The sequence below is a fragment of the Bifidobacterium sp. MSTE12 genome, from assembly GCF_000513015.1.
Lineage (GTDB): Bacteria > Actinomycetota > Actinomycetes > Actinomycetales > Bifidobacteriaceae > Bifidobacterium > Bifidobacterium dentium.
Window position 1 is genome coordinate 19,377 of record NZ_AZYA01000037.1, and the last position, 14,224, is coordinate 33,600.

General features: G+C 59.8%; 12 protein-coding genes. All 12 read right to left on the reverse strand.

What is annotated here, in order from left to right; genetic code table 11:
• Positions 1–2: 2 nt before the first annotated feature.
• Positions 3–965: a cell division protein FtsQ/DivIB gene (locus HMPREF1494_RS08850; protein ID WP_034522189.1), complete on the reverse strand. Its 963-nt coding sequence runs from the start codon at positions 963–965 to the stop codon at positions 3–5.
• Positions 965–2,530, reverse strand: coding sequence for a UDP-N-acetylmuramate--L-alanine ligase (gene murC / locus HMPREF1494_RS08855; protein WP_034522192.1), 1,566 nt, complete (start codon positions 2,528–2,530; stop codon positions 965–967). Before murC ends, HMPREF1494_RS08850 begins: the two co-directional genes overlap by 1 nt.
• An 82-nt stretch (positions 2,531–2,612) precedes the next feature.
• Positions 2,613–3,794: a UDP-N-acetylglucosamine--N-acetylmuramyl-(pentapeptide) pyrophosphoryl-undecaprenol N-acetylglucosamine transferase gene (locus HMPREF1494_RS08860; RefSeq protein ID WP_034522194.1), complete on the reverse strand. Its 1,182-nt coding sequence runs from the start codon at positions 3,792–3,794 to the stop codon at positions 2,613–2,615.
• Between the two features lie 88 nt (positions 3,795–3,882).
• On the reverse strand, positions 3,883–5,157 hold the full coding sequence (locus HMPREF1494_RS08865; protein WP_034522197.1) for a peptidoglycan glycosyltransferase FtsW: 1,275 nt from the start codon (positions 5,155–5,157) through the stop codon (positions 3,883–3,885).
• A complete protein-coding gene (gene murD, locus HMPREF1494_RS08870) occupies positions 5,144–6,577 on the reverse strand; it encodes a UDP-N-acetylmuramoyl-L-alanine--D-glutamate ligase (protein WP_034522200.1) in 1,434 nt (477 codons plus the stop codon). Before murD ends, HMPREF1494_RS08865 begins: the two co-directional genes overlap by 14 nt.
• A 77-nt stretch (positions 6,578–6,654) precedes the next feature.
• Positions 6,655–7,761, reverse strand: coding sequence for a phospho-N-acetylmuramoyl-pentapeptide-transferase (gene mraY, locus HMPREF1494_RS08875; RefSeq protein WP_003839436.1), 1,107 nt, complete (start codon positions 7,759–7,761; stop codon positions 6,655–6,657).
• A 59-nt stretch (positions 7,762–7,820) separates the two neighbouring features.
• Complete coding sequence (locus tag HMPREF1494_RS08880) at positions 7,821–9,302, reverse strand: UDP-N-acetylmuramoyl-tripeptide--D-alanyl-D-alanine ligase (RefSeq protein ID WP_003841360.1); 1,482 nt, start codon at positions 9,300–9,302, stop codon at positions 7,821–7,823.
• Between the two features lie 61 nt (positions 9,303–9,363).
• Positions 9,364–10,242, reverse strand: coding sequence for a hypothetical protein (locus HMPREF1494_RS08885; protein WP_034522201.1), 879 nt, complete (start codon positions 10,240–10,242; stop codon positions 9,364–9,366).
• A gap of 34 nt (positions 10,243–10,276) precedes the next feature.
• Entirely contained in the window at positions 10,277–12,022 is a 1,746-nt protein-coding gene (locus HMPREF1494_RS08890) for a peptidoglycan D,D-transpeptidase FtsI family protein (RefSeq protein ID WP_231495403.1), read from the reverse strand.
• Between the two features lie 53 nt (positions 12,023–12,075).
• Entirely contained in the window at positions 12,076–12,531 is a 456-nt protein-coding gene (locus HMPREF1494_RS08895) for a hypothetical protein (protein ID WP_003839428.1), read from the reverse strand.
• Between the two features lies 1 nt (position 12,532).
• Complete coding sequence (gene rsmH, locus HMPREF1494_RS08900; protein WP_034522207.1) at positions 12,533–13,564, reverse strand: 16S rRNA (cytosine(1402)-N(4))-methyltransferase RsmH; 1,032 nt, start codon at positions 13,562–13,564, stop codon at positions 12,533–12,535.
• Positions 13,564–14,028, reverse strand: coding sequence for a division/cell wall cluster transcriptional repressor MraZ (gene mraZ, locus HMPREF1494_RS08905; protein WP_370622782.1), 465 nt, complete (start codon positions 14,026–14,028; stop codon positions 13,564–13,566). Before mraZ ends, rsmH begins: the two co-directional genes overlap by 1 nt.
• Positions 14,029–14,224: the final 196 nt, after the last annotated feature.

Below are 14,224 nucleotides of genomic sequence, written 5' to 3' on the forward strand. Positions count from 1 at the left end.
AACTATTTGATGATGGGTCGCAAGGGCGCGGACACATCAACGTTATGCTTGTCTCCGATTACGTTGGGATCATTGATGATCTTGTCGACGACCGCCTTTTTGAGCTTGAGCTGCGAAGAGTCACCCCACACAATCACCTTGTCTCCATCATTGAGTTCGGTCGTGATGGAATCCTGCGTTTCCGCGGTGACCTTGGTGATGGAGTTGCGCATCGAATCCGGTAGAGAGCTTAGGATTTGCAACGCTTCCTTGATGGAACGATTTTGCAGGCTTTCATTGACGTCGGTCACTTCGATGACCGGAATCCCCTCGACGGACGCCCCGCTGACGGAATTGAGCACACGTCCTCGGCTATCGACGGCCGTCATGGTGCCTTCGGAGGTTTTCAGCATGGCTGCGGGCTTCTGTGCCTTGATGGTCACTTCCAGGGAATTCGGCAGATGCTTGATCGCCTTTGCCGAAGTGACGCCGGGAATGTCCTTGATCGTTGTTTCGACATCGCCGCCGGACACGAGTAGCAGAGATTTGCCGGCCTGCTGACGGGCGATCGACAGCACCTGCTCCTGACTCACCCATTCGTTGGCGCCAACGACACTGATGCCGGAGGATTCCAATCTGAATACGGATGAGAAGAACAGCAACCAGACCAGTGCGACGATAGCCGCAACCGCACCGACGAAAGCGGCCACACGCATGACGATCATTCGGGTGTTGGCCTTGCGCCGTTCCTTCAACCGCGCACTGAAATCGACGACTTTCGGTCGCGTGATCACACCCAGCGCGCCGGAGGTCTCCTCAAGCGTCTTGGCGATCAGATCCTCGCTGCGCAGCGTACGGGCGTCCACGAATCCTCCGGATTCGCAACGTGAACCATCGCTCGAGACGGAGCGCCCCTGCACGGAGCGCCCCTGATGTTGTTGGCTGGAGTCCGATTCCTTGCCCGAACTGATGACCCGGCGCGCCATCAGCGTGCGCAATCCCAACGGTGAGCTTCCAAAGCATGCAGAATCACCGGATCCATCTGCGTGATGTCTCCTGCGCCGACGGTGAAGATGACATCGCCATGATGGGCACGCATCACCATCATCTGGGCTGCGGTGCGCATGTCGTCGACGCCGCGGATCCAATCATCGGCGGGCTCATGTTCAAGCTTCACGGCCTCGTTGACGATCGTGTCGGGGCTGACGGTCGGGAAATCCTCCTGTTTTTCACGAGCCGGGAAGATGCCGGTGACGATCACATCATCGGCCTTGGCCAACGCCTCGGCGAATTCACGGGCGAAAAACATGGTACGAGAGAACAGATGCGGCTGGAAGATCACATGGATTCCGGCTTCCGGATAGCGACGGCGGGCGGCATCCAACAACGCCGCGATCTCGGTAGGATGATGTGCGTAATCGTCGATGACGGTCACTTGGTTGACGCTGCCTCGAATCTGGAAACGCCGTGCGGCGCCCAGGAATGACGTCGCCGCAGCTGCGGCACGTTCCACGTCGACGCCAAGCATCACCGCAGCAAGCAGGGCCGCCGTGGCGTTCCTTGCATTATGAATGCCGGGAACGGTGAGGGTGACCGGAACGCGGCGTTCCTCGACATCGACCAGTCCGGCCGGCAGGTGCAGGATGAAATGCTCGGTACCGCTTTGCGTGCTTTCGCTCTCCGATTCAATACGTACGTGAGCGGCGCCGTTCAGATCGCCGAGATCCTCGGATGGCTGAGTGGAATACACCACGACATGCCGTGCCACCTCCGTCTTGAGCGCACGCAGTACAGCCAATGCACCATCATCGTCGCCGCACATGATCACGGCCTTGCCCGCACGCCCCGCATGTTCCACGAACGCCGCACGATACTTGGCCTCCGTGCCGTAATGGTCGAGATGATCGGCCTCCGCATTGGTGATGATGGCGATTTCAGGATGGTATTTGGCGAAGCTGCCATCGGATTCGTCGGCTTCCGCTACGAGCACGCTGCCTTTACCGGCATGGCCACCGTCGAGGGTCGCACCATCCTTGCCCTGAATGGAACCGCCGATGGCATAGCTCGGATCCGCCAACTCACCTTCGCCTGCGTTGACGAGGATGTGGGCGAGCATGGAACTGGTGGTCGTCTTTCCGTGGGCGCCCGCAACGGTCACGGCGCGCTTCGACTGCATGAGCAACGCAAGGATGTCGCTGCGGTGCACGATGCGTTCGCCGGCCTCGTAGGCCGCCACGATCTCCGGATTATCGGGCTTGATGGCGCTGGAAAACACCACCGTGCGCGCACCCTCGACGTTTTCGGCCCGCTGCCCGAATTCCACGGCAATGCCAAGCCCTTGCAGTCGCTCGGTTTTGGCGCTCGGCTCGCGGTCGGAGCCATCCACGTGCACGCCCTGCTCATGCAGCATCTCGGCAAGCACGCTCATACCGGCTCCGCCGATGCCGATGAAGTGGGTTTTCCCAAGATCATCCACGCCCTCTCCGGGGCCGAAGGACGCATGGGTTGGATCAAGAATAATGGTACCGGCATCACGCTGGTTGTCAGACACGACTGCTCCTCTTATGCATGTTTTCAAGCTCATTCCATTATGGTCGGACCTCAGGCCAACATGCCCTCGTCCGGTTGGCCGGTCACGCCGTTTGCCGCCCGATGAGCGCCAGCACCCGCTCGGCCATGACCTCGGCCGCATCACGAATGCCATAGTTCCAAGCGTTGCGACCATATTCGGCAAGCGTTTCGGAATCGGCGAGCAGTTGCGGCACATGACGCCTGACCCAATCCACGTTGAATTCACCATCGGCGACCATCAGTCCCCCATGCGCATCCACCACCGGCTGCGCGTTGAAGCGTTGCTCACCATTGCCAATCGGCAGCGGCACATAGATGGCAGGCAGACCCAAAGCCGTCAATTCCGAAACGGTGCCCGCACCGGAACGGCAGATAACCAGATCAGCGCAGGCAAACGCCAGATCGATCCGTTCCAGATACTCGGCGACACGATAGTCACCCTCGCCAACATGATCGGCTCCGAGCTTGCCAAGCACATGCTCCCCCGCGTTCACCGATACCAGGGAGCGCACTTCTTCGCTTTTGCCTTTTCCGGTCAGGTGAATCACCTGCGCATGCCGCAGTAGTTCCTTGGCCGAACCGGCCACCGCACGATTTACGTTCACCGCACCCAAGGAGCCGCCGGTCACCACGACCAGCGGACGTTCCGGATCGATGCCAAGCTGTGCGGCCGCCTCACGCCTGACTGCGACACGATCATGTCCAAGATCCGAAGCGAGCCGTGCGATGGCCGGACGCAACGGCAGTCCCACACGCTCGACGGATACGCCCCTGCGGGGCTTCAGACCGGTATCCGCGTAAGCGGAACCGATCATATCGGCCCACCGTGCGCCCAGTCTGTTGGCCATACCGGCACGCGCATTCTGCTCGTGCATGGCGATCGGAATACCCATGTTGTGTGCGGCGGCATATACCGGAGCCGATGTGTAGCCGCCGAAGCCCACCACGACCTGGGCTTCATGACGGGTGAGGATGTCACGCACCTTTGCGGTCTCACGCCTCCACTGGGCGGGGAATTTCAATGCGGCCATATTGGGCTTGCGCGGAAACGGCACTTTCTCGATCGTTTCCAGCTGGAAACCGGCCTGCGGCACCAGATTATGCTCAAGTCCGACTGCAGTGCCCACGACCGCGATATCCGCATCAGGTTCCAGGGAACGAATCACCTGGGCCACGGCGAGAAGTGGATTGACATGGCCGGCGGTGCCGCCGCCAGCCAGAACGATATGCTTCCGAGTGCTCATAGTGTATGAGCTTAGCCCACGGCACGGCGCTTGACAGCACGGCTCACCCATCGACATGCAGATGATTACAGTATCTACGTTTTGCCGTTCAGGCCTTGGCCGTCTCCGCCTTGATCTGCGGCTGCTCCTTCATCATGCTGACGGCAATGCCCGCGGCACCCAGACACATGATCAGCGACGAACCACCCGCCGAGACAAACGGCATGGGCACGCCCATGACGGGGAACAGACCGATTACGACACCGATGTTGACGATGGCCTGCCCTACGATCCACACGGTGATGCATGCCAGCACCATCGTCACGTACCGGTTCCGTGCCTGCAGTGCCACCACAAGCATGCACCAGCCGAGCACCACGAACAGGAGTATGACCATCGAAGCCCCGATGAACCCTGTCTCCTCACCGATGATGGCGAAGATAAAATCGTTGTGCGCCTCGGGCAGATAACCCCATTTCTCTCCGGAATTGCCGATGCCCACCCCGAGAAGACCGCCCGATGCGATGGCATATTTGCCATGCACCGCCTGATAGCACACGCCTTGCAGGTCGGAGGCCGAACACGTCTGGTATGTAGCCAGGATGCGCCCCATTCGGTTCGGACTGCTCAACACGAGTCCGCCGACGAGCAGCACGCCCGAGGCGCCGATCAAGGCCAGCCATTTGCCGGGAAAATCCCCGAGAATCAATGCGACCGCACCGATGGCAAGCAAAATCATGCAGGTGCCGAGATCCTTGCCGGACATTACCAGCCCCAAGCTCAACAGATATCCTAGGCCCAGCTTCCCATACGCCTTGAGGAAACCCTCCTTGCGAAGCCGTTTACGTGCGCGGATCAGCTCGCAGGGCATCCAGACGCATAATGCCAGCTTGACGATTTCCGCAGGCTGTATGGTGAACACGTTCTTGATGCCGATCCAACCCTTGTTGCCGTTGACCTCCACGCCGAGCGGGGTGAGCGTCAACGCCTGCAGCATCATCGCCCCGCACAGCATGATGAAGCTGATCTTGCGATACACCGAGGCGGGAACCATCATCGTCAGCAGGGCGACGGCAAACCCGACCACGCAGAATCCGCCCTGCTTCAGGGCCTGAGCCCACGGTGACAAGCCGTTGGCAATCATGTTCACCGACGAACTCGAGAACACCATGATCACGCCGAACAACGTGAGGATGATCACCGACAGCCGGAATCCATGGAAACACCATAGAGGGTTGAACAGGCTCCGCACCCCGACGAATGCGTGAAAATCCTCAGGCCGTCGCGCCGTCTTATCCTCATTGCGGGATGTGGATCGTGCGGTTCGGGCAACGGCATCGGTCGCCGACGATGATACGATACGGCTCGCTTTAGGCTTCGCCATGCTCGCTCACCCATCGTCGTGCCTCGTCTGCGAACTGGTTACCGCGATCGGCATACGATACGAACTGGTCCATGGATGCGCAAGCCGGAGCCATAAGCACCACATCGCCCGATTCGGCATATGCGCCGGCCGCGTTCACGGCCCTGGCCATGACGGTGGACTTATCCGCCGGATCGATGACGGTCAATGGAATCTGCGGGACGCTGGCCTTGAAGGCGTCAAGCATCGGCTGCTGGTCCTCGCCGATGATGACGGCCGCCTTGATGGTGTGCGCCTGATCGGCTACAAGCCGTTCGAAACGGCTTCCCTTGGCAAGACCACCGGCGATCCACACCACGGACTTGTCGGCGAAACTGTTCAGCGATGCCTTGGCCGCATGCGCATTCGTAGCTTTGGAATCATCGACGAAACGAATGATGCCGCCATCGGACTCGTGGGCCGTGGCGACGGTCTGAATCCGATGGCCACCCGGCGTGAACCGCTGCAACGCGGCGATGGCCGTGCCTTTGTCGACGCCCAATCCCAATGCCAGCGCCAGCGCGGTCAGCGCGTCCGCAAGCAGATGCGGATATACCGTGCCATCCGGCTCGGTCAGATGCGTGAAGTCGGCGATTTTGGCCACTTTCACGGGCTGGTCCGGTTCGCCGCCGGCAACGCCGCTCATATCGACGATCCAACCGTCGACGATGCCGATCTGACCCGCCTCCGGCTCATGCAACGTAAATCCGATACGGCGGCAACCCTCCGCCGTTTCGGCCCGTTCGGCCAATTCGGTGACACGAATGTCGTCGGCATTGTAGACCAGTGCCTTACTGGCACGATGGAACACCTTCGCCTTATCGGCCGCGTAGTTGTCAATGCCTCCATGCCAGTCAAGATGGTCATCGGCGATGTTGGTGATGGCCGCACCATCCAATGCGAGCGAATCCGTGAAATGCAGTTGGAAGGAGCTCAATTCAACGCATAGCACGTCATTGGCGGGATCGACCGCGGCATGCGAGACCGCCTTGCCGATGTTACCGACGGCCGGTGCGGTGAGTCCGCAGGCGGTAAGCATCTCGGAAGTCATTTCCGTGGTGGAGGTCTTGCCATTGGTTCCGGTGATGCCGATCCAACGTGCAGGTTCGCCGGTGGAATCGGCGTTCACACGCAGTTGCCATGCCAGCTCCACCTCGCTCATCACGGGGATGCCACGGCGCTGCGCCTCAAGGATGAACGGCGTACGTGGATTGAACACCGGAGAGGTCATCACCAGATCCACGTCGTCCCAATCGATCTGGTCGAAGGAGTGCAGGTCGGCATCAGGCTGCTTTTCATCCACGCCGATGACCTTGCCAGCCCTTGGCTTCAGTACCTGCATCATGCTTCGGCCCGAAATACCCAGACCCGCCACGATCACGGTCTTACCGTTCACATCCATGTCAACCACCCTTATCCATTTTCCAACATGGCACATGCCGTATCGACGTATGCCATCTGCTATTCCCTAAAGACGTCTCAGCTCAGCCATAGACCGGAGCGCGTGACCCAGTCGCCGTAGAACAGCACCAGCGCGATGAGTACGAACAGCAACTCGATCATCCAGAAACGGACCACGACCTTGACTTCCGGCCACCCCTTCAACTCGAAATGGTGATGAATCGGCGCCATCTTGAATACACGCTTATGCGTCATCTTGAAATATCCGACCTGAATGACGTCGGACATGGCCTCAAGCACGAACAGACCGCCCATGACGACGGCAAGGACCTCGGTATGCGTGGCGACGGACAAGGCCGCGAACAAACCGCCGAGGGCCAGGGATCCGGTATCGCCCATGAAGATGGACGCGGGATTCGAGTTGTACCACAGGAAGCCGAGACAGGCCACGGCCGCGCAGGAGGCGATGATGGTCAGGTCAAGCGGATCGGAAACCGCATAGGTGAAGCCTTCATGCCCGGAACCCTTCAGATGGTAGAACTCCCAGAAGGCCACGACCGCATAACCGACGAAGGCGATCATCGACGAGCCGGCGGCCAGACCGTCCAGACCATCCGTCAGATTGACGGCGTTCGTCCATGCGGTCATGAGGAAGTTCACCCAAATCACGAACAGCACGATGGCCACCACACGACCGGCGAACTCAAAGCTGAAAAACGGGCTTTCGATGAAGCTGACGCCCGCCTGCGCGCTCGGGAAGCCGGACTTGGTGGGCAGAATCAGCGCAAGCACCGCGTAGACGGTGGCAAGAATGAACTGGCCGATGAACTTGCCCCGCACGGTCAGGCCCTCGCTCTGCTGCTTACTCACCTTGGCGAAGTCATCGATGAATCCGAGCATGCCCATCGACAGCATGGCGAACAGCACCAACACCGCCGACCAGGACGGCATCTCGTTCTGATGAAGGAAGCGGTACAACGCCGACGCGCCCCATCCCAACACGATGGCCAGGTTGATGACCACACCGCCCAATGTCGGCGTGCCGCGCTTGACCAGATGCGACTGCGGTCCGTCCTGACGAATGTACTGTCCGTAATTGAGCTTATGCACTAGGCGTATCAGCAGCGGGGTGCCCACAATCGTCACGACCAGTGACACCAAGATTCCAATGATGAGCGAAATCACCTGATGCTCTCCGTTCCAGTCAAGTAGCCGATGGCTAATACCAGTTTCTGCATATCGTTCTATTCCGCGGCGAATGGCTGCCAACGTTCCGCCAGAGCGCTCAGCCCCGAGGCGTGAGATCCCTTGAGCAACACCACTGTACCCGCATGCTCGGTCGCCAGCCGGGACACCAGTGCGTCCGCCTGATCGATGTCATGGGCCCAATCCACCGCACAACGCACATCACCGACCTGCTTTCCACCCTGCGCCATGGCTTCGGCCAAGGCGTCAAGCGCATCGTCACCACGGCTGCCGACGGCGATCAGCGCGTCGACGCCGCCTTGCACGGCATATGATCCCACCTGCTCGTGCAACGCACGCTCATCGGGACCGAGCTCAAGCATGGCACCCAGCACCGCAATGCGGAACGGCTGTCGCTCATCGTTGGCATGCCAGCGAATCAGACCATCCAAGCCGGCTTTCATGGAATCAGGATTGGCGTTGAAGGAGTCATCGATCAGCGTAAACCTCGCCTCCGGCTTGACAATGGCGGACACGGCCATGCGGTGCGGGCTGATGCGCTTGACATCCGCCAATCCAGCAGCGATCCTGTCCAGAGGCATACCCAACCTATGCGCCACGGTGGCGGCGGCAAGAGCATTCATCACATTATGCATTCCGCAAATCCCCAGATTGACCTTGGCACACTCGCCCTCGGCATCCCTGAGTTCGAAAGACGGGTGATCAAGCTCATCACAACGTACGTTCTCGGCGGCGACCATGCGATCGGGAGTCCGCCGCTGCGGCAGACCGAACCACAGCACCTCACCCGGAGCGATGCCACTCATGGCCGCGACATGCTCGTCATTGGCATTCAAAACGGTCACGCCGCCCGGCACCAAGCCCTTGACGATTTCGGATTTCGCCTGCGCAATGCGCTCCGCCGAGCCGAATTCCCCCAGATGCGCCACGCCGACCTTCAGCACCACGGCAATGTCCGGAGGCACCAGACTCGTAAGATTGGCAATCTCGCCCACGTGGTTGGCACCCATCTCCGCCACGAGAAAACGCGTGCCCGCATTGACCTTCAACGCAGTCAACGGCAAACCGATCTCATTGTTGAACGAACCGACCGGAGCCACCGTCTCACCCATGGCCGACAGCAACGATGCCATCAGATCCTTAGTGGTGGTCTTGCCCACGGAACCGGTGATGCCGATCACGGTAAACGGCGAACCTATCGCACGACGGCGTTCCAGATTATGCTTAGCCAACTCACCCAGCGCGCGAACCGTATCGTCAACCACAATCTGCGGCACGCCCGCATCGGCCACCTCATGATCGACCAACGCTGCAACGGCCCCCTGTGCACCGACCTTCGATACGAAGTCGTGACCATCCACGCGCTCGCCGGCGATGGCCACGAACACCGAGCCTTCACGGACCTGACGGGAATCGCTGCATGCGCTGGTCGCCATGGCCCCGTTCGACGCGATCCCCTCCGCTGCCACCAGCCGTCCATGGACGGCCTGCTCGATTTCGGCAAGGCCCATCGGCATCATGGTCGGGTTGCTGTTCACTGGTTCGTCTCCTCTTATTCGTTCCGATTTCGTTCGGTTGTGGTCAGTTCAGGTCCCTTGACACGCGTAGCGCGCTCTTGATGTTCGCTTTACGTACGCCGGCCGCCAGAACCATGGCGATCGACAGCGACAACGCCCTGCCATCGACCTGCTCGTATGCCATCGCGGCCTGCGATGCCAGCAGATCGGACTCCTGCGTACGCGCGGCCACATGCGTCTGCTTGCCGATCGCACCGCCGAAGCCCGCCACGTCCCGCGACAGTTGCGCTTCGCTGACTCTGGCATCATCGACACCAAGTACGTCGATACTGACCGACTGCAACGCCTGCTTACGCAACGTCCGCTCGTCCAACGCGAGAATCACTGCGGCGGCACCGTCTTCGGCGCATACCGCCAAGGTACGCTGCACATCCAAGATGGACAACGGATAGTGCAAATCGAGGAATCGTTCCAGGGATTGCGAGTTGGCGGCGCTGATCACGCCCACGGGGTTGCCGAGCATATGCAGGAAATCGGCGAGATCCTTCACATCGGCCTCGACCGACTCCCTATCGCTGCCTACGATGGCGAATACGGCCAGGACATCGGACGGCGCCCCCGCGATATCACAGGCCAGTTTGCCCAATTGCTGAGCCGTCGGTTCGGCGTAGATCAGGGGAATCTGAAGATCTTGGATCTCACCGCGCATCGCATGCGGCACGATTGCGCCGTATGCCCCCAGTTGCTGCGCCTGCACCAGCTGCCGAACGTCGACATCGGCACCCGGCACGAACAACGCGCCGGGACGTATCGAGTCGATATCGTCCGCAAGCGAGGTCACCGTCACTGCGGAGGCGAATGACGGGTCAAGGTCAAAACCGTATTGGCTGGCAAGATGCCCCAAAGTCATTCGCCGGTTCATGGATTCGCTTACCGCGCTCATTGCTGACGTCTCCCTGCCTTTCTTCGGCCGCCAATCACCAATTCACTGCAATAGCATCAGTGCGCGGACTGGAGGCCGGCACCTCATATTTCTGCATAAGGAATTCACCGATTTCCGCAGTCAGCGGGCCGGCGGTCAGGCCGCCGAAGCTTCCCTGCGGGTCTTTGAGCACCACTGTAATCACGTACCGTGGATTATCGGCGGGAATGATCGCGGAATAATCGCTGATGATCGACGACAACCTGCCGTCGGAGCCGGCGACTTCGGCCGTACCCGACTTGGCCGCCATACGATATCCGTCGACCTTCACGAACGAGGAGTAGTGATCGGCCGCGGATTCCATGGCGTTCATCATCTGAGACGCCACTTGTTCGTCAAGCACGCGGGTGGCCTCCCCCTTCGCCTGCTTTTCCTGTGTATGCCCTTCGGCATCCGAAACCGACTTGATGATGCGCTGCGGTTTCTTCACTCCCTTGTTTGCGATCACCGCCACGGCATTCGTGATCTGCATGACGTTCACCGTATAGCCTTGGCCGAACAGCACCGTGTTGCGCGTTCGTTGATCCCATTCGTTCGCCGGATGCAACACGCCGGACGACTCGCCGGGCAACCCCAGACCGGTATCCTGACCGATGCCGAATTTGCTGATGAACTCGTAGCGCTGCTCATTGCTCATCTTGTCACCGGCCATGACCATGCCCACGTTGGATGATTGTTCGAGAATGCCTGCGAGGGTCCAATGCTCGGCGCCATGCGTAGTGGCATCCTTATAGGTCTGACCGTCCACCGTGTAGTTGTCGGGAACGGTGAACTTATCGGTCATCTGATGCAACCCGAGCTGCAGCATGCCCGACATGGCGAACACCTTGCCGATCGACCCCGGTTCAAAGGTCTCGCTGACGGCCCTCGACACACCGAGCTTGGCCTGATCACCGTCTGCCTGAACCTCATCGCTGTCGGCAAGCGCCAGGATATCGCCGGTCTCGATGTCCTGAACCATGGCGACTCCCCAAGCGGACTGGTATTTCTCCCGGCCCTCCTTGAGCACCTTTTCGACGTACCACTGCACGTCATGGTCGATGGTGAGGGTGATGTCCGAACCATTGACGGCATCCTGGGATTCGGTCATGGTCCCCGGAATCTCGACACCGCTGTTGCCCCGCTGGTAGACCTGGTAGCCATCCTTGCCGGTGAGCGTCTTGTTTTCCATCTGTTCGATGCCGGCCACGCCCTCGCCGTCATCGTTGACCCCACCCAGCAACGCGCCCATCAGGGTGCCGTTGGAATAGATGCGCTCGTTGCTCAGCTCGGCATAGACGATACCGCCCAGATTCAGTTTGCTGATCTTACGCTTGACCGCAGGCGTCACGTCCTTTTTCAATACGGCATACTGGCCGGTTCCCGACAATTGGGCTCCGAGTTCGGTCGCGTCCATGCCGAGCACCGGCGCCAGCAGACGTGCCACGGCGGCTGCACCCGTGGCGCCGACCGGTTTGCCATCGATCTGATGGCAGTTGTCACCGGTCTGTTTCGTGCAGGTGGTCGGTATGAAGGCCTGCGCCTCCTCGGGATTTCCGATAATGGTGTAGCGTTCCACGCTCTGCGCCAGAATCGACCCGTTGGTGTCAAGGATCTTGCCACGCCGAGCCTTCAGCGTCACCGTGATGGTGCGGCTTTGCGCGGCGGCCTGTGCCATGTCCTTGCCGTTGACCAATTGCACATTGGTCAGCTGGATCAGGCATGCGCAGGCCAAAACCGCCAATATGACGCCGATGGCCATGGTCTTCGTCAACAGGTTCCTGTGGAATATCGCGTAGACGCGTCTGACGAACTTCACTGAGCGTCGTCCCCGCTCGCCTTGTATCCGTTGAGATCGATGGTCAATGCCCCTTTCTGCGGCACCATGCCCATCTGCTCCGCCTTGTCCGGCAGGGATGCTTCAAGCTCGTCGAGCTTGGCCTGGTCGTCTTCGACGTCTTGGGAGAGGCGAGTGATGTTCGTTTCAATCTGATTGGCTTCAAAGGAGTTCTGCACCATCTGGGTGCGCAATGTCAATGATCCCAGCAGGCATACCACCAGGAACACCACGGCGACGACCAGATGTAGCAACGGGGTTCTGCGCGTGCGCGTCCAGGTGAGGAGTTGTTCGAAACCGCGCCTGACGCGCGATTCATCCGTACGATTCCCCTTGATGACGTGCAATTCGGGACGGGTGGTGCCCGCGATCTCGCTTTTGTTCCTGCGACCTGCAGGCGCTGCATTCGATGAGATGGTACGTGGTGCCTCCATATCAGCCCCTCCTTCCTTGTCTTGTCATGGTGCGGTAATCGTTACCCCGATCGAAGCGTTTGCGCCATCGATCGGGAATCGGTCTGATCAGTTCCACGGCCCTCAATCGGACGGATGCCGAACGCGGATTCATGGCAATCTCCGTTTCGTCGGCCTTGATGGCCCCTCGGGTCAGTTCCTTGAAGAATGGCTGCATATCGGGAGGAATCACCGGCATATCCGCTGGAACATCGGCCTTAAGCCCTTGGGCCATGAAGGTTTTCACCGTCTTGTCCTCCAACGAGTGGTACGACTCCACCACCAAGCGGCCTCCGACCGCAAGATGGTTGGCGATCTGCGGCAAGGTGTCGGCGAGTTTGTCCAGCTCGCCGTTGACTTCGATACGCAACGCTTGGAACACGCGCTTGGCTGGATTGCCGGCAGGTCGATGGGCCTGCGGCACCACTTCGTCGACAAGCCGATTGAGCTGCCCCGAAGTGGTCAACGGTTCCGTCTCACGTCTGCGCACGATCTCCCGTGCGATCTGCTTGGAAAAGCGCTCCTCGCCGTAGGTGCGGAAGATGCGTACCAGATCGGCGAACGAATATTCGGACAGGACCTGCCTGGCGGTCAGTGGTTGCGTCACGTCCATGCGCATGTCGAGCGGCGCGTCATGGGAATAGGAGAATCCGCGTTCCGTCTCGTCGATCTGCAGGCTGGAAAGGCCCAGATCCATGAACACCGCATCCACCACGTCGATGTTTCGATCTTCAAGCACATGCGCGAACTCGTCGAAGGCGGCATGCACCGGAATGAAACGTTCCGCCAGCCCTTCCTGTTCCATGCGCCTGGTGGCGAGTGCCAACGCCTCGACATCCCGGTCGATGCCGATCAGCCGAGCCTCGGGACTCGCCCTGAGGAACGCCGTGGAATGTCCCGCAAGGCCGAGCGTGCAATCCACTGCGACCGCTCCCGGCTTCGCCAATGCCGGTGCGACCAACTCCACGCATTCGCGTAGCAGTACTGGTTGATGAATCGTCGTCACATCTGTCATCAGAATTCCACCGCCGGTAATACGTCATCGGCAATATCGGAATATCCCTGTTCCTTGTCGGCCAGATATTCCTCCCATGCCTGCCTGTTCCAAATCTCCGCTCGGGTTCCCACGCCGATCACCACGATGTCGCTGCCGAGATTCGCGTAATCGCGAAGCATTTGCGGCACCAGAACGCGGCCCTGTTTGTCCGGATCCTGATCGACGGCGCCGGATAGGAACACACGCAGGTACTCACGCGCGGCCTTGTTGCCCATCGAAGTGCGCTGAATCTGCATGGCGATGCGACGGAATTCCATCTGCGGCAGCAGATAGACGCAGCGTTCCTGCCCTCGTGCCATCACCATGCCCGGACCGAGCTGGCTGCGGAATTTCGCAGGTAACGCCATGCGTCCTTTGGCGTCGATCTTGGGAGTGTAGGTCCCCAGCAACAGCGGAGGCAAATCGGCCATCATGTCGTGCATCGATGCGGAGGCATCGTTCGAGGCGGGCTCGGATTCAGCGTCGTGAACCATGGCCACACCTCCTTTTTTTCGACATTGGGTACACTCCACCCACAGCTGATTCACCACTTTACCCCACGAATCACCGCAATTCCCCACCAAAACACAAAAACTACACTCACCCGGATGTCTTTTCCCCGCAATTCGATTCATTCGT

Excerpts from the sequence above, each read along its gene's own strand:
- HMPREF1494_RS08865 (WP_034522197.1), bottom strand. The coding sequence starts at position 5,157 with ATGGCGAAGCCTAAAGCGAGCCGTATCGTATCATCGTCGGCGACCGAT.
- murD (WP_034522200.1), bottom strand. The coding sequence starts at position 6,577 with ATGGATGTGAACGGTAAGACCGTGATCGTGGCGGGTCTGGGTATTTCG.
- HMPREF1494_RS08885 (WP_034522201.1), bottom strand. The coding sequence starts at position 10,242 with ATGAGCGCGGTAAGCGAATCCATGAACCGGCGAATGACTTTGGGGCAT.
- HMPREF1494_RS08880 (WP_003841360.1), bottom strand. The coding sequence starts at position 9,302 with ATGATGCCGATGGGCCTTGCCGAAATCGAGCAGGCCGTCCATGGACGG.
- mraZ (WP_370622782.1), bottom strand. The coding sequence starts at position 14,028 with ATGCACGACATGATGGCCGATTTGCCTCCGCTGTTGCTGGGGACCTAC.
- rsmH (WP_034522207.1), bottom strand. The coding sequence starts at position 13,564 with ATGACAGATGTGACGACGATTCATCAACCAGTACTGCTACGCGAATGC.
- HMPREF1494_RS08895 (WP_003839428.1), bottom strand. The coding sequence starts at position 12,531 with ATGGAGGCACCACGTACCATCTCATCGAATGCAGCGCCTGCAGGTCGC.
- HMPREF1494_RS08860 (WP_034522194.1), bottom strand. The coding sequence starts at position 3,794 with ATGAGCACTCGGAAGCATATCGTTCTGGCTGGCGGCGGCACCGCCGGC.
- HMPREF1494_RS08890 (WP_231495403.1), bottom strand. The coding sequence starts at position 12,022 with ATGGCCATCGGCGTCATATTGGCGGTTTTGGCCTGCGCATGCCTGATC.
- HMPREF1494_RS08850 (WP_034522189.1), bottom strand. The coding sequence starts at position 965 with ATGGCGCGCCGGGTCATCAGTTCGGGCAAGGAATCGGACTCCAGCCAA.